Raw genomic sequence first — 15,680 nt, 5'->3', positions numbered from 1 at the left:
TCACGGCTGCTTATGATCCTTTTTTGTTGCTGACTGCTCCCCCGCTGCTTGAGGCGATCAGAATGTCCATATGCCTTGCACGGCGCAGCATCTCGGCGGTTACATTACCGCGCAGCAAATTCCGCAGCCAGGATGCGCCGGACTGCCCCAGAATGATCTGAGTGCTCCCAAGCTTGTTCGCCCTTTCCAGCAGAATAGCAGGGATACGCTGTCCCCTCTTCTTCTCAATGCATTTAAAGCATCCACCCAGGCGTTCCGTCAGTGCCCGAAGCTCCTCCAGCCGCTGGCCAGCTGCCGTCTCCATCCGCCGCTTCTCCATAACATAGGTGACATACCATACCGCCTTGAGGCGGTAAGCAATCCGAAAACCGCGGCGGATCAAGCGTTCAGCCTCCGGACTTAAGGTGACGCACACATAGATGACCTCCCTGCGACGCCACGGTCCCCTCAGGGAACCGTCCCGTTCCCACGCCTCCAGCCGTTCGTCCACATCATCCGCGAGTTCCCTTAGCGCAAGCTCACGTAAAGCGATCAAGTTGCCCATCCGAAAAAAGTTGCTGAGCGCCTGCTCTACCTTGGAGCTTGCATAGATTTTCCCTTCCTTCATGCGCTGCCTGAGCGCGTGGGGAGTTAAATCTATGAGCTCGACTTCGTCAGCGATGTGCAGTATCCGGTCGGGTACGGTCTCTCTGACCCGAATTCCCGTAATTTGTTCCACCGCATCATTCAGGCTCTCTAGATGCTGAACATTCATCGTGGAAATCACCGAGATGCCTGCCTCAAGCAGCTCCATAATATCCATGTAGCGCTTGCTGTTCCTGCTTCCCGGCATGTTGGTATGCGCCAGTTCGTCCACCAGCACCACCTCGGGATTCCGCTGGATAATGGCTGAAATATCCATCTCTTCAAGCCTTCTGCCGCGATAGTCCAAGGACCGCTTGGGAATCAGCGCAAGACTCCCCACCTGCTCGAGCGTTTCCTGCCGGCCATGCGTTTCAAGCAGGCCAACCACCACGTCGATTCCTTCGCCAAGCAGCTCATTCCCTTCGCGGAGCATCTTGTAGGTTTTTCCTACACCCGGCGCACAGCCAATATACACCTTGAAGGTCCCCCTGCGGATACCTTCTATTTTATGATGAAGCTCTTCACGGCTCAGCCGGTTGAAGGAACCTCGCTCCCGTACCGGACCCGCTTTGCGGGTTGGAAGCAAGCGCTCCCCCTCCGCTTCGGACCGATCGGCTATCAGAAACACATCCGTGTACCGGATATGCCTCAGCAGAGCTTTGACAATGGACCCCTTCCAGATATCCTGCCAAAGGGTCTGTTTGGAATGCCCCATGACAATCCGGGTTACTTGGGTGTCCCCCGCAACCTTCGCAAGCTGCACAGCGATCTCTCGCCGGGACCGAACGGAAATCTCCCTAATCGGTGTTCCCAGCTTACCGGCAAGCTTCCAGATGGCTCGCTTAAACGCTGCGGCTTCGCGGCTCGGCTTCACGCCTCGCTTCCAGAAGGAGCAAATGAGCAGCTCGGCATTCAGACGTTTGGCGATCTGCTGCCCTCTGCGAATGTGGATCGACCCGTTCCAGTAATACTGGGCCGCAACCAGCACTTTCTCTGCTATGCCTGCCTGCCCCTTTACCCCTTCAGCCTCCCGGTGCTTCTGCAAGGAACCGTCCACTTCCTCTGCTACCAGACGGAGAGCTATTTCGCGGAGCTTACCGAGCTTCTCTTTGCTGAGCGGCGGGTAGCTCTGTTGCCGGCCCATTCGGCCCCTGTTAAAACGCTCAAGGATTTTCTCGGGGGTTACATCCACCAAACAAACCTCGTCGGCGAGGCTTAGAGCTTCCGCGGGCAGAAGATAGTCCGTATGAATCCCCGTCAACTCCCTGGCAAGATCAGCAGCCCCCTCAAGCTCAAACACATTAATTGTAGTAATGACACTGATGCCTTGATCGAGAAGATATTTGATATCCTCCAATCTCCCCGGATGCTCAGCCCCGGGACGATTCCGGTGGGCCAGCCCATCGCTGAGCAGAACCTCGGGATTTCGCCGCACAATGGCTGAAAGGTCGAGATCCTTGACCTCGACTCCCTTCCTGGACCAGTGAAGGCTGGGAATTCGCTCAAGCTTGGCAAGCTGATCGATCGTATCCAAGCGCTGGTTGGTGGACACCGCGCACAGCACAACGTCCACCCCCTGCTTTTGCAACGCTTGCCCTTCCCGGAGCATTTGGTACGTTTTCCCTGATCCGCTCACCGGCCCGATATAGACCTTCAGCCTGCCCCGCTTCAGCTCATAAATCGACTCAAGGATTTCCTCCGGCGTTTTCCGGCGAAAGGGCTCCATTCTCTTTGCCCTCCTTTACTTTAGCGCTCCCCTGCCTTTAGCTTCAGCACATCCAGGTTCAGCTTTAGTACATTGACTCTTCGCTCGCCAAACAGTCCCAGATCAGGGCCTTCCGTATGGCGCGCGATCAGCTGCTTCAATTGACTAACCGGAATGCCGGTGTAGCGGCTGACTCTGGAAATTTGTACCCCGGCCGCAGCCGGCGTAATATGCGGGTCTAGTCCCGAGCCCGAATTGGTTGCCAGATCCACCGGCAGCTTGCTTATGTCCTCATCGGGATTATCTTTGCTCCACTGCTCGATGAAGCTCCTTGTACGGCCCAGCATATCGGGATTCGAAGGCCCGTAATTATTCGAACCTGATGCTGCCGCATTATAGTCAATGCTGGAGACCCGGCCATGGAACAGGCCCGGATCAGTATAGGACTGGCCGATGAGCTCCGAGCCGATCGCCTGACCATCTGCATTCACGATCAGGCTGCCATTCGCCCGTCCGGGCATCAGAAGCTGGGCTACGCCCGTGGCCGCCAGAGGATATACCATGCCGCAGATCAGAACAAATACGAAGCTAAGCCGTACAATGGTGGACAGGAAGCCTCTTTTGGATTCGGCGGCTTCATGGTCTTCTTGAATAGATGGTGCCGCAAACATGTTCATCATTCCTCTCTTATATCAATTCAACTTACAGAGGCTGTATCCAAAAGCTATATCCAGATGCTGACCAGAAGATCAATCAGCTTGATTCCCAGGAAAGGAACCACAACCCCTCCCAGCCCGTACAGCAGCAAATTGCGGGCAAGCAGCCTGGAGGAGCTCATCGGCTTGTAGCTAACTCCCCGCATGGCCAGCGGGATCAGCAGCGGAATAATGATCGCGTTAAAGATCAGCGCTGAGAGAATGGCCGAGCTGGGCGAGCCGAGATGCATCACATTCAGCCGCTCCATCTGTGGGATGGCCACCGTGAACATCGCAGGAATGATGGCGAAATATTTGGCAATATCATTTGAAATGCTGAATGTGGTAAGCGCTCCTCGCGTCATCAAGAGCTGCTTACCGATCGCGACCACCTCAATAATCTTGGAAGGATCGGAGTCCAGATCCACCATATTCGCCGCTTCCTTGGCCGCTGTCGTCCCGCTGTTCATAGCGAGACCTACATCGGCCTGAGCCAGTGCCGGGGCATCATTGGTTCCATCCCCGGTCATGGCCACCAGCTTGCCTGCCTCCTGCTCCCGGCGGATCACGGCAATTTTATCCTCGGGCGTGCTCTCGGCAATATAGTCATCCACCCCGGCTTCCTTCGCGATCGTCGCAGCTGTCAGAGGGTTATCCCCCGTGCACATAATCGTCTTGATGCCCATCTGTCGCAGCTCTTCAAACCGTTCCTTCATCCCGGGCTTCACCGTATCCTTGAGATAGATCACTCCAAGAACCCGATGATCCACTGCCACCGCCAGCGGGGTTCCGCCAAGCCTGGAGACCTGCTCTCCTATGGCTACCAGATCGGCAGGCACATCCCCTTGCTGGTCCATAACCCAGCGTCTTACAGCATCAACGGCTCCTTTGCGGACCTTGCGCCCGTCCGGCAGATCCATGCCGCTCATGCGGGTTTCGGCTTTAAACTCGATGAATTCTCCGGCGGTTTGCAGCAGGCTCTCATCGAGTCGTCCCAGCGCCTTGGCCAGCTCCAGCACCGAGCGCCCTTCCGGCGTCTCATCCTTCAAGGAGCTGATCACCGCCCAATTCGTCAGCTCCTCTTCAGCCGTTCCGGCTGTCGGAATGAACTCGCTGGCCATCCGGTTGCCGAAGGTGATCGTTCCGGTCTTATCCAGTATCATCGTGTTAATATCGCCAGCCGCCTCCACAGCCTTGCCCGACATGGCGAGCACATTGAACTGGGTGACCCGGTCCATACCCGCAATCCCAATGGCAGACAGCAGGCCACCGATAGTGGTAGGAATCAAGCATACCAAGAGCGCAATCAGCACCGGAATTTCCAAATCGGCATGAAGATAATCGGCGATAGGCCGCAGGGTAACCACCACGATGAGAAAAATCAGCGTCAGGCTGATCAGAAGCGTATTCAGCGCAATCTCATTCGGCGTCTTCTGGCGCTCCGCACCCTCGACGAGCGAGATCATCCGGTCCAGAAAAGACTCTCCCGGATCACTGGTAATCCGCACCTTGATCTCATCGCTGACCACCCGGGTTCCCCCGGTCACCGAGTTGAAATCACCGCCAGCCTCCTTGATCACCGGAGCTGACTCCCCAGTAATAGCGGATTCGTCCACAGAAGCCAGCCCTTCGATCACTTCACCGTCTCCCGGGATCAGTTCGCCTTGGCTGACGATGACCACATCCCCTTTTCTCAGCTCCGAGGAGGATACCTTCTTAACAACGGTGCCCGTCACCTTCCTAGCCGTGATATCCTGCTTGGTCCGCTTTAGGGAATTGGCCTGCGCCTTCCCCCTGCCCTCTGCCAGCGCCTCCGCAAAGTTCGCGAACAGAACGGTAAACAGCAGAATCAGAAACACCGCAATATTGAACCCTCTTGAAGCTGCGGCCCCGAAATATCCGGGGAAGAGAATCATCACCAGAACCAGCACTGTACCGATTTCCACCACGAACATTACCGGATTCTTCAGTAGGGTGATCGGGTTCAATTTGACCACGCTATCCTTGACGGCATTCCGGACCATTGGCCCGGTCAGCAGCTTCTTTCTCTGTAATTTACTCATGATTATACTCTCTCCTCTTCTAACCCAGGGTCAGATATTCGGCCACCGGTCCAAGCACAATGACCGGAAGGAAGGTAAGGGCCCCAATAATCAGCACGGTCCCGATCAAGATACCGGTAAACAACCGGCTATCCGTTCTGAACGTCCCCACCGTCTCAGGAACCGGCTTCTTGCGCAGCAGCGAACCGGCTACCGCCAGCATCGCCGCTATTGAAATGTATCGGCCGAGCAGCATAACGCCCCCGGTCGCCAGGTTCCAGAACGGCGTATTATCCGCCAGCCCCTCAAATCCGGAACCGTTATTGGCGGCCGAAGAAGTAAATTCATACAGCACCTGGGATAACCCGTGAAAGCCCGGGTTGCTGACCGCTCCATAGCCAAGCTTTGTCAGAAAAGCCGCAGCGGTCGGGGCCAGAATAATCAGCGGATGGATAAGAATCGCAATCGCAATCAGCTTCATCTCCCGGGCTTCAATCTTCTTCCGGAGAAACTCCGGCGTTCTGCCTACCATCAGACCGCAGAGGAATACGCCAAGAATGCCGTACATCAGCATGTTGATCAGTCCTACCCCTTTGCCGCCAAACACATTGTTCAGCATCATCAAGGCCAGCGGTGTAATACTGCCAAGCGGCGTCTGCGCATCATGCATATTGTTCACACTGCCGGTGGTAGCTGCGGTTGTAACCGTCGTAAACAGCGAGGATTGAGGGATGCCGAAGCGCACCTCCTTGCCTTCCATATTCCCTTGCGAAGCATCGATGCCCATGGCCTGTATTGCCGGATTTCCGCGGCTTTCCGCATAGTAATTAAGGGACAGCAGCAGGATGAACAAGATCATCATGGCGCCGAAGATCACCCAGCCCTGCCGCTTGTTCTTGGCAAACAGGCCAAAGGTATACGGCAATGCAGCCGGGAGCGTCCACATGGACAAGATCTCAATCACATTCGTCAGCGGACTCGGATTCTCGAAGGGGTGAGCCGAGTTCGCCCCGAAAAATCCGCCCCCGTTCGTGCCCAGATGCTTAATCGCCTCCAGCGATGCAACCGGCCCCATAGCGATTTCCTGCCGGCTTCCTTCAAGCGTCACCACGTCGGCTGCCGGCTTCAGAGTCTGCGGGACGTGAAGGGCCACAAGAGCCAGGCAGACGATCAACGCCAGCGGGATGAACACACGCGTATGCGCCTTGACAAAATCCTGAAAAAAATTACCTACAGAGGCTCTGCCAGTAATCCCCCTTACAAACGCAATCGCAACGGCAAAACCGCTGGCAGCAGAGGTGAACATCATCATAGTAATAACAGCCATCTGCGAGAAGTAAGTCAGCCCGGTCTCCCCGCTGTAATGCTGCAGATTGGTGTTGGTCATGAAGCTGATCACCGTATTGAAGTTCAGCGTTCCTTCCATGCCTTTCGTGCCTGAGGGATTGAATGGCAGTCCTCCCTGCAGCTTCAGAATCAAGTAGCTGAAGATCACAAGCACAAGATTCGTCAGCAGGAAGCTGAGCGCATACTTTTTCCAAGACATGCCCTTCGTCGATTTAAGGCCAATCAGTCTGTAAATGCCGCGCTCTGCCGGACCAAACCAGCGCTCCAGCCTATTCGGCTCATTTGAGAACACATGGAACAAATAAGTACCTACCGGCTTAACCAGCAGGATCAATATCACAATGACAACTGCAATTTGCACGATGCCCATATCAGGTTCCTCCTAATTCTTCATAGCCTGCCTAGAATTTCTCAGGGTGAATCAGAGCATAGACCAGATAGATGAACAGCAGCAGGGTTACGATTAGGATCAAAATCATCGCTTAGCCCCCCTTTTATCATCCACGACCCGTGAGCACCAGAACAGGAACAAGACAATCAAGCCAAAGCCCATAGCAAGAAGGGCTAGCATATATAGATCCGTCATTTATGTTGCGCTCCTTCCCTTGCAAACCTTGCAAATAAATAGTCCGCTCTGTAAGGACAGAGCCATCAAGATCCTAATCATCCATTTCATGGCACAACAAAAAAGACCACAGAGGAATATCCCCGTGATCTTAAATAACGGTCACATGACACCATCCTCTCTCCATACGCTGACGAGGTTAGCTGTCGGATTCGGGCGGTGAGAGTCGCCCTACCCGTTCTTGGACCATGCAGGCACTTGCCCTGCTGGCGACTGAACAGGATTCACCCCTAATGATCTTCCGGCTCCCACTTCCCGGCCTGATCATTGTTGGTTCCCCCGCTTTCCTTTACAGGAAATTAAGCGGACTTGCGAATATGTGGTTTTCAGGTACGAGACGAATCATACCTCTGCACCATGTAGATTGTAAAATTATGTTTTTGGCAAAATCACGAAAAAGGAGCTGCGCTGGATTCAAAAAACTGAAAATTATAAATAAAATTCACACGTTCCGATGAATTGCTTTGTTTTTCATGCTGTTTTCATAATTTTTCGAAAATCACACATGAGGACCTGCAAAGCCTCCCCCTGAACTCTAAAATTCGGCAGGAGGCTTTACTTGCTGTCGTTATGCAGCATCTTCCGTACCTGATGAGCCTAAATAAGAGGCTAACCTGATGGCAGCATAGACCCATAGACCCTCAGACAACCTAGTCAATCAGACCAAGCACCATCTGTATGGAATGATCTGCAAACGCCCGGTCCGGGCGTGACTTCATCAGCACCGTTAGCCCGATAAGCGAAACCACCAGTGTCTGTGCCACGGCCTTGACATTCAGCTTGGGTGCTAATTCGCCTGCCTCTTTCCCCTTCTCCAGAGCTTCCTGAAATATGGCCGCTAGATACATCTGATGCTCACGGGTCAAAATTTCGAATTTCTCATCATGCGGGGCCAGCTCCACCATCGTATTAATGCAGAAGCAGCCCCGTGAGCTGTCGCCTTGACCCGCTTCATCCACAACCCCTTCGAACAAAAGGCGAAATCCCTCCTTGACTGAAGCCCCGGCCGCTAGCATCGTTTTTACGTGCAAGGCATGCTCTGCCGTGTACTTGCGCAGTGCCGATTCAAACAGCTGCTTCTTATCCCCGAAGGCGGCATACAGACTCGGACGCTGAATGCCCATGCCAGCCGTTAAATCACTTAACGAGGTAGCTTCATAGCCTTTGTCCCAAAATAACTGCATGGCTTCTTCCAGCGCCTGCTCCTTAACAAATTCCCGAGGTCTCACCATGGATGATCCTTCCTCCCCTCTTACTATACCAACAAGTAAATAAATATTAAGTTAAAAAGCTTGAACATGTCAATGATTTACATAATTCATCTTGACAAACAGACCACATCCTCCTTATGATTCATAATATTATTTTATACCGATCAGTATGTATTATAAAATGAAAGTAGGTTATTCTGATGTCAAATACAAAATCCAGAGCCGTACAGCCGAGCTCCATGACCGGGCTGCTGCCATGGTTGTTTGCCGTAGCCTGCGGGCTATCTGTTGCCAATATTTATTACGCTCAGCCTCTTTTGGACTCTATAGCATCAGAGTTTGGCATTTTACCTGCACATGTCGGTGCGGTTATTACGGTTACCCAGGTTTGTTACGCCCTAGGTCTAGCTCTGCTCGTCCCGCTCGGCGATCTATGGGACCGCCGCAGGCTCGTGACCGGCCAGATGGGGTTATCCGTGCTGGCCTTACTGATTGTAGCCTTAGCTCCAAACAGCATGGTCTTTCTCGCCGGCATAGCTGTCGTGGGGCTGCTCGCCGTTGTCACCCAAACTTTGGTCGCCTTCGCAGCAGCTCTAGCCTCCCCCTCCTCACGAGGCCGCATCGTTGGCCAGGTCACAAGCGGCGTCGTGATCGGCATCTTGCTGGCCAGAACCGCCGCCGGGCTGCTGACCGATCTTGCCGGCTGGCGCTCCGTCTACCTTGTCTCCGCCCTGCTGCTGCTGATCTCGTCCATGCTGCTGCGGCGCATGCTTCCAGCAGACGAGAAGCGGCATAGCCGCATGCCATATTCGAAGCTGCTTCTGTCTGTTTTCACCTTGTTCATCCAGGAGCGGGTGCTGCGAATAAGGGCCTTGCTGGCCTTATTCATCTTTACGGCGTTCAGCACGCTGTGGACGCCGCTGGTGCTGCCGCTGAGCGCACCGCCCTTCTCGCTGTCCCATACCGCGATCGGCGCCTTCGGCCTCGCCGGAGCAGCGGGCGCCTTCGGAGCGGCCCGAGCCGGAAGGCTCGCAGACCGCGGGCTAGGCCAAGCGGTCAGCGGTATAGCCCTGCTTCTGCTGCTATGCTCCTGGCCGCTGATCCATGCCATGGATCATTCACTGGTCCTGCTTCTTCTTGGAATCCTTCTCCTCGACCTTGCTGTCCAGGCCGTTCATGTCACCAACCAAAGTATGATTCTCAGTGTCAGGCCGGAAGCGCGAAGCAGATTAACTGCAGCCTATATGATCTTTTACTCCATAGGAAGCGCGGCTGGATCCATGATATCCACACAGCTGTTTGCCCACTATGGATGGACTGGGGTCTGTATCCTGGGAGCTACAGTCAGTGCTGCAGCCCTGATATTCTGGATAATCACCCGGCGCCCTGCATGAATAGCGGAAGACCTTGCCCTCTGCTGCATATGTTCATCAACATTTCAGCCTTTATCCGACAACATCCTGAGGATTTCGACATCTGGGCTGTGATATAGTTGCGCAAGGTAACCGTGGCAGAAATGAAGAAGGAGGAAATGATGTGAGCATCATTGAAGCCAGACAGCTATCGAAATCCTACCAGCAGGCCGTGAAGGGCCCTGGGCTTGGCGGAGCAGTCAAGCATTTATTTGCACCCAAGCATATCGAGAAAATAGCCGTCAAACCCATGGATCTTAGCATTGAAACAGGCGAGACCGTCGCCTATGTCGGCCCCAATGGCGCGGGCAAATCCACGACATTGAAGATGCTGACCGGCATTCTTGTTCCCACATCGGGAACCATCCGCGTGAACGGCTTGGACCCTCACAAGCAGAGGATGGAGAATGCCCGCCAGATCGGGGCGGTCTTCGGCCAGCGCACCCAGCTGTGGTGGGATCTCCCCATCACGGAATCGTTCGGGCTGCTGAAGGATATCTACCAGATTCCCGAAGCTGCATACAAACATAACCTCGACCAATTTACCGAGCTCCTAGGCATGGAGGAGTTCATTCACCTCTCGGCCCGGAAGCTGTCTTTAGGACAGCGTATGCGCGCCGATCTCGCAGCCTCCCTCCTGCACAATCCGCCCATTCTCTATCTGGATGAGCCTACGATTGGACTCGATGTGTCAGTCAAACAAAAAATCCGGGAGTTCATTAAGAAGATCAACCAGGAGCAGCAGACAACAATCATGCTTACTACCCACGACTTGGGGGATATTCGCGATTTATGTAAGCGGTTAATTATCATTGACCACGGCTCCATCATTTATGACGGCAGTCTGGAACAGGTGCAGTCCGAATATGCTACGGAGCGGATGATTATCTTCCAGCTAGCTGCCCCGCAGCCGCATATGTTTGCAGAGCTGGCCAAGCTGCCCGGCATAAGTCTGGATATCAAGCATGAGCTGGAATTCTCCATGGCCTTTCACCGCGATCAATATACGGCCAGCGATATCGTCAGCCGGGTGATGCGGCAAGGAGATATCATAGATTTCAAGATGGAGGACTCCAATATTGAACAGGTCATTAAGTCCGTATATGACGGCAAGCTTAGCTTGAAGCAAAGCATGTAGCCTCCCAAGCCGGGCGGGTAGTACCGGCAGATTAATGTGGAGAGGGGATATTTTTTTCGTGTACCGGGCTAAGAAATACAGAAGTATTATGAATCGTTCGTTACAGAACGTCCTGGCCTACCGGACTTCCTATATCATTACCTTCCTGTCCAACTTTGTGAACCTTGCGGCCATCTACTTTCTATGGCAGGGGATTTACCATGGTCGGGAAGAGCTTGGCGGGTACAGCTGGGATCAGATGAAGACCTACCTGCTCGTGACTTTTCTAGCCAACTCCGTGCTGTCCTGGTATTCCGAGACTTCGATCTCCGGCAAAATTCTGGATGGCAGCGTCTCCGTGGATCTCCTGAAGCCTATTGATTTCCAGAAAGCCCGTCTGGCTGAAACGCTAGGCTCAAGCCTCCTGGAAGGCACGATGGGCCTGATCCTAATCGGCCTGTTCACGCTGTTTGTCTCCGGCATTCCGCTGCCCTCATCGCCTATGATCTACCTGCTTTTTGCCATTAGCCTTCTGGCCGCCATGCTCGTGAAATTCGGGGTGGTCTATCTGGCAGCGCTGCTGTGCTTCTGGTCGACGGGTTCAATGGGCATTGTCTGGACAAGAATCGCTGTGACCAACCTGCTGTCCGGCGCCCTGGTACCGCTCGCCTTCTTCCCGGGCTGGCTGGAGCGGCTGGCATGGTTCCTCCCGTTTCAGAGCATCGTTCATACGCCAACCATGATTTTTCTGGAGCAGGCAAGTATGCCGGAAATGCTCGGACTCCTTGGCGTTCAATGCTTCTGGGGAGCAGTGCTATGGCTGGCTGGCAAGGCGATGTGGAGCTGGGCGGTGCGGCAAGTCACCATTCATGGCGGGTAATCTGCGGGAGGATAATTTGAGAAGGAGGAGAAATGAACCGTGTCTCTTTCACGTATCCTGTATTTGTACAGGAGAATGTATGTGCAGCAGCTTAAGGCGATTCTCGAATACAACAAGGACTTCTATATCCTGCTTGCTTCTGCGGCGCTGACCCAGGTGCTCGGCTTCGTGTTCCTATGGGTTATCTATGACCGCATACCGGATATTAACGGCTGGCAGTTTTGGGAGGTCGCCTTCATGTATGCCATGATCTTCTTGACCGAAGGGATCTGCTCCCTCTTTTTTGAAGGAACATGGAGAATGGGGAGACTTGTGAACCAGGGAGAGCTTGACCGCTATCTGCTGCGGCCCGCGCCCATGATTCTGCAGATTTTATGTTCTGGCATTGGCATTAACGGGATCGGCAATCTTGTCATCGGCGGACTCATCGTCTGGCAGTCGCTCCTGCATGCTGATATTCATTGGTCCATTGCGAAGGTCGGCATTCTATGCCTGCTGCTCGTAACGGCCGTTATTATCCGGGTATCTATTAACTTGGCCGGGAACTCAGCAGCCTTCTGGATTCGCAATGCCGGGAACGCCTTCCCGCTGATGGTCCACAGCCTTGCTGATCTCGCTAAATACCCGATTACGCTGTTTAATCAGGGAATTCGCATCTTTATTTCCACCGTTCTTCCCTATGCCTTTATCAGCTTCTACCCTGCCACCTATTTATTCGGCAAGGCCGGCTGGTCCGGCTGGTGGATGCTTGCGCCTGTAGCGGCGGCGGCCAGCGCGGCAGGGGCTTATGGCATCTTTCGGTATGGGCTATCCAAGTATGAAAGCACAGGCAACTAAAGCCGATGCTAAGCAGCTGTAGCCAATAATTTGAATAGCATAAAAACGAGTATAGACCTCATTTCCAGCACTGGGTGGACGATGAGGTCTATTGCTGCTGCCAAGATTCAGGGAGCATTGCCGTGTTTAAAAGGATCCGCGACCGCAAGGCACCCCGCCTTCCTGATTAGCTGGCCGTTGTCTGCTCCGCTGTACTGCCGCCTTCTTCAGCATGCTGCCCGTGGCGGCCATCTTTGCCGGAATATACGGCATTGACCAGCTTAAGGACTTTATCGGCAAGCTCTGCGTTCTTGCTATCATACTGTTCTTGGGTGATGCTGCCGTCAGACAATTGCTTGCTGAGCGCTGTGCTGAGCTGCTTAGTTACAAGATCAGCGACAGACTGCACAGAGACGCCATTCTCAGCAGCCACAGCAGCCAGTGATTTCCCGCCGCGTTCTGCAGTTTGCAGGTCTGCTTCTGTTACGCCAAGCAGTACTGCAATCTCAGATTTATCAAACCTTGTACCTTTCAAGCCGCCTTCCCGGCCTTTTCCGTCAAATACATGATTTACGAAATTCTTAGCTTTCGTGTCAATCTCCGCCTTGCTGGAATTATACTCTGTTTGGGTGATACTGCCGCTTGTCAGCTTCTCATCCAGTGCCGCTGTAAGCTGCTTGGACACGAGAGCGATCACCGATTGAACCTCAGCCCCCTTCTCTTCAGTAATTGCGGCAAGGGATTTCCCCGCCTTCTCCTGTGTCTTAAGCTCTGTCTGTGTTATACCAAGCAGCGCTGCAATCGCCTGATCATCCAGCTTCACATGCTGTCCATGAGCTCCGCCTTTGCCCTTTACAGCTGCCGCGGACGAGCCTTGAACGGATGCCTTTGCAGTACCAGAATCTGCAGCTGATGCAGCGTAAGTCTGTCCGGACAGAAGCGCGCCGCTCCCTATTGTAATGGCCAATGCCAAAGCTCCTGTGATCACTTTAGTTTTGTTTTTCATTATAATTCCTCCTAGAATTTATGCTCGATCTATGGTTGTGACGATTTTAATCAAGGGCTGCTACTAACCGGTTACTCCTGTGCTCGTACTTTGACCGCTGCTTTGATCACCGCTTTGATCACCTCTTCCCCGGCCCGGGCCGCGTCCGCCACCGCCGAAGCCGCCATTGCTAGGAGCCGTAGTGACACCGGATTCGTTCAGGTAAGTCACCTTATCCCCCAAGGTGAAGGTAACGACCTTACTGCTTCCACTCGTCGTACTGCCTGCATACAGACCATCGGTTACTGTACCGGCAGCCTTGCCTCCGGTAGAGAGCGTGTACTCAGCACCTGCCTTCAAATCCGGCGAGGAAATCACCACGCTGCTGAACGTCTTAGTCGGGGCAAATGTCACAACCGCTTTGCCCAAGCTGTCCGTCAGCGTCACCAGGGTGCCAGCTTCAAGCGTGTTTGGGAAGGTCATGAGCAGAGCGCGCTGTGATGAAGATTCCGAAGGAGCCTGAGCCATGCCCGAGCTCCCGGCTGCAACGAGGAGACCCCCTGACTGCTTAAAGGTTCCGTTATAATCCAGTGAGCCATTGCCGCCGTTCTCAGGTCCGTTCACAATAACGGTGCCGCCATTCATAACGATTGAGCCGTTGGAATCGAGGCCATCACCGGAGGCGTCAACATAGGTGTAGCCCCCGCTGATTGTCAGCGTGCCGTCCGTCGGCGCGTCCATGCCTTTGCCTCCTCCTGCAGAGGTGTCATCGCTGCTTCCGCCGACATTCACACCGTCATCACTTGCGGTGACATGGATCTTGCCGCCGGAGATCGCGATATCCGCGCTCTCCATGCCTTCGTAGCTCTTCGTGATATTCACTGTTCCTGCTGAGATGGATAGCGCGGTATCTGCATGGATGCCATCATCACCACTGGCAATACTGTACTGCCCACCCATAATTGCAGCATTTGCATTGCTGTGGATCGCATCATCCGCGGCATCGACCTGGAACTCACCGCCTGTGATTGCGATATCTGCCGCAGCCTTCAGCCCCTTGGTACTGGTGGACTCAGATTCCGCAGCCTCTGTTTGCGCTTGATCCTGTGCTTGAGTCTGCTCCCCAGCCTGATTTTGAGTTTGATCCTGTGTCTGACTCTGGGTTTGATCCTGTGGTTGTCCCTGTGGTGACTGCGGCTGGCCCTGGGTCTGATCCTGAGGCTGGCCACCGCTGAACCCACGTGGCGGCTCCTCCTGATGGGTCTTCGTAGAGGCTTCACTGCCGCCCCCTGTTGTGATATCGAATGTTCCCCCGCTGATCAGAATGGAGGAAGCGGCCTGGATTCCATCATTTGCAGATATAATGTCAAAGGTTCCGCCCGTGATCGCCACATATCCTTTGTCCGCATCCGTATCGTTCGTAGTCTTCATTCCATCTCCCCCGGCATTCACCGTGATCGTGCCCTCCTTCACAGCGATCAGGTCACGGCCGACCAGACCATCATCAGCTGCCTTAACCGCAATTGTACCGCTCGCAATTTTCAAATCATCCTTGCTGGTAATGCCGTCATTCGCGTTACCCTGTACGCTCAATTTGCCTGTACCGTTGATCGTTAAGTCTCCCTTGCTGAATATCGCAGCAGAAGGTGCATCCACTGAGGTGTCTGCATATACGGCCCCATCGGATACCGTATTGTCTGTGCCGGCCTGAAGTGTGATGATGGCCTTGTCCGCTTCTTTCACGTGAATCGCAGGGCCATCTGCATTCTTGATCTGTGCGCCATTCAGCACAAGATGTACAACCGCGTCCTTCGGGGCGTCAATTACAATCTGTCCGCTGTAGGACCCGCCGCTTACGACATAAGTTCCGGCCTTTGTAATCGTGATCACAGGCCCTTCAACGGCTGCGCCAGATCCGCTAACCGCAGCTCCGGTGGTGCTGAGCTTGATCATCGTTGAGCTGTCCTCACTCCAGGTTGTCAGAGCGTCATCGCTATCGAAGCCGGCTTGCTTGGCAGCATCAACACTAGCCAGCTTCACCGCTGCGGCTTGAGCAGCCCCGCTTGATTGCGCAGAGGCTTCGGTGTCCGAGGCTGTATTGGAGGCAGCTGTAGCCGTATTCGCAGAATTCGTACTGCACCCCGAGGCTAATAGAGCGCTCAACAATCCGATTCCCATTATTTTTGCTATATTTAAATTTTTCACAGGTCATCAACCTCTC

Annotated in this window: 12 protein-coding genes and 1 riboswitch; of the genes, 4 read left to right on the top strand and 8 right to left on the bottom strand. The window is 54.0% G+C overall.

Translation table 11 applies throughout. From position 1 onward, the window contains the following. Window positions 1–10 precede the first annotated feature (10 nt). From DCC85_RS03000 to DCC85_RS02975, 6 genes are all read right to left on the bottom strand, one after another. Window positions 11–2,350 (bottom strand): universal stress protein, encoded by a 2,340-nt coding sequence (locus DCC85_RS03000; protein WP_108464240.1) that lies wholly within the window; start codon window positions 2,348–2,350, stop codon window positions 11–13. A gap of 20 nt (window positions 2,351–2,370) precedes the next feature. Continuing rightward, window positions 2,371–3,006 carry a potassium-transporting ATPase subunit KdpC gene (gene kdpC / locus DCC85_RS02995; protein ID WP_442789515.1) on the bottom strand — a complete coding sequence of 212 codons (636 nt, stop codon included), beginning with the start codon at window positions 3,004–3,006 and terminating at the stop codon, window positions 2,371–2,373. A gap of 47 nt (window positions 3,007–3,053) precedes the next feature. Further along, entirely contained in the window at window positions 3,054–5,087 is a 2,034-nt protein-coding gene (kdpB, locus tag DCC85_RS02990; RefSeq protein WP_108464239.1) for a potassium-transporting ATPase subunit KdpB, read from the bottom strand. 19 nt (window positions 5,088–5,106) lie between these two features. Beyond that, on the bottom strand, window positions 5,107–6,783 hold the full coding sequence (gene kdpA / locus DCC85_RS02985; RefSeq protein WP_108464238.1) for a potassium-transporting ATPase subunit KdpA: 1,677 nt from the start codon (window positions 6,781–6,783) through the stop codon (window positions 5,107–5,109). Between the two features lie 31 nt (window positions 6,784–6,814). Then, on the bottom strand, window positions 6,815–6,892 hold the full coding sequence (gene kdpF / locus DCC85_RS23685) for a K(+)-transporting ATPase subunit F (RefSeq protein ID WP_108467689.1): 78 nt from the start codon (window positions 6,890–6,892) through the stop codon (window positions 6,815–6,817). Between the two features lie 258 nt (window positions 6,893–7,150). Further along, window positions 7,151–7,354: riboswitch (cyclic di-AMP (ydaO/yuaA leader) on the bottom strand. A 334-nt stretch (window positions 7,355–7,688) separates the two neighbouring features. Then, window positions 7,689–8,270: a TetR/AcrR family transcriptional regulator gene (locus DCC85_RS02975; protein WP_108464237.1), complete on the bottom strand. Its 582-nt coding sequence runs from the start codon at window positions 8,268–8,270 to the stop codon at window positions 7,689–7,691. A 179-nt stretch (window positions 8,271–8,449) separates the two neighbouring features. Here DCC85_RS02975 and DCC85_RS02970 point away from each other — a divergent pair, with 179 nt between their 5' ends. The 4 genes from DCC85_RS02970 to DCC85_RS02955 all read left to right on the top strand — a co-directional run bounded on the left by DCC85_RS02970 (window position 8,450) and on the right by DCC85_RS02955 (window position 12,495). Continuing rightward, window positions 8,450–9,643 carry an MFS transporter gene (locus tag DCC85_RS02970; RefSeq protein WP_108464236.1) on the top strand — a complete coding sequence of 398 codons (1,194 nt, stop codon included), beginning with the start codon at window positions 8,450–8,452 and terminating at the stop codon, window positions 9,641–9,643. A gap of 142 nt (window positions 9,644–9,785) precedes the next feature. Then, the gene (locus DCC85_RS02965) at window positions 9,786–10,799 is read left to right on the top strand and encodes an ABC transporter ATP-binding protein (RefSeq protein WP_199909966.1); all 1,014 of its coding nucleotides are present in this window, start codon (window positions 9,786–9,788) and stop codon (window positions 10,797–10,799) included. A 58-nt stretch (window positions 10,800–10,857) separates the two neighbouring features. Next, a complete protein-coding gene (locus tag DCC85_RS02960; protein WP_234414317.1) occupies window positions 10,858–11,658 on the top strand; it encodes an ABC transporter permease in 801 nt (266 codons plus the stop codon). A gap of 39 nt (window positions 11,659–11,697) precedes the next feature. Beyond that, entirely contained in the window at window positions 11,698–12,495 is a 798-nt protein-coding gene (locus DCC85_RS02955; RefSeq protein WP_108464234.1) for an ABC transporter permease, read from the top strand. Between the two features lie 166 nt (window positions 12,496–12,661). Here the strand turns inward: DCC85_RS02955 and DCC85_RS02950 are convergent, their stop codons facing one another. Both DCC85_RS02950 and DCC85_RS02945 read right to left on the bottom strand, forming a co-directional pair. After that, window positions 12,662–13,480, bottom strand: coding sequence for a hypothetical protein (locus DCC85_RS02950; RefSeq protein WP_108464233.1), 819 nt, complete (start codon window positions 13,478–13,480; stop codon window positions 12,662–12,664). Between the two features lie 63 nt (window positions 13,481–13,543). Next, window positions 13,544–15,664, bottom strand: a complete 2,121-nt coding sequence (locus DCC85_RS02945; protein ID WP_234414316.1) for a carbohydrate-binding domain-containing protein — start codon at window positions 15,662–15,664, stop codon at window positions 13,544–13,546. Between the last annotated feature and the right edge of the window lie 16 nt (window positions 15,665–15,680).

Origin of the sequence: Paenibacillus sp. CAA11, assembly GCF_003060825.1 — a bacterium.
Lineage (GTDB): Bacteria > Bacillota > Bacilli > Paenibacillales > Paenibacillaceae > Fontibacillus.
This window is presented reverse-complemented; position numbering and strand designations above follow the sequence as displayed.

What these genes read in the sequence shown, in the direction of transcription:
- DCC85_RS03000 (WP_108464240.1), bottom strand. Translation starts at nt 2,350, where the DNA reads ATGGAGCCCTTTCGCCGGAAAACGCCGGAGGAAATCCTTGAGTCGATT.
- kdpC (WP_442789515.1), bottom strand. Translation starts at nt 3,006, where the DNA reads ATGAACATGTTTGCGGCACCATCTATTCAAGAAGACCATGAAGCCGCC.
- kdpB (WP_108464239.1), bottom strand. Translation starts at nt 5,087, where the DNA reads ATGAGTAAATTACAGAGAAAGAAGCTGCTGACCGGGCCAATGGTCCGG.
- kdpA (WP_108464238.1), bottom strand. Translation starts at nt 6,783, where the DNA reads ATGGGCATCGTGCAAATTGCAGTTGTCATTGTGATATTGATCCTGCTG.
- kdpF (WP_108467689.1), bottom strand. Translation starts at nt 6,892, where the DNA reads ATGATTTTGATCCTAATCGTAACCCTGCTGCTGTTCATCTATCTGGTC.
- DCC85_RS02975 (WP_108464237.1), bottom strand. Translation starts at nt 8,270, where the DNA reads ATGGTGAGACCTCGGGAATTTGTTAAGGAGCAGGCGCTGGAAGAAGCC.
- DCC85_RS02970 (WP_108464236.1), top strand. Translation starts at nt 8,450, where the DNA reads ATGTCAAATACAAAATCCAGAGCCGTACAGCCGAGCTCCATGACCGGG.
- DCC85_RS02950 (WP_108464233.1), bottom strand. Translation starts at nt 13,480, where the DNA reads ATGAAAAACAAAACTAAAGTGATCACAGGAGCTTTGGCATTGGCCATT.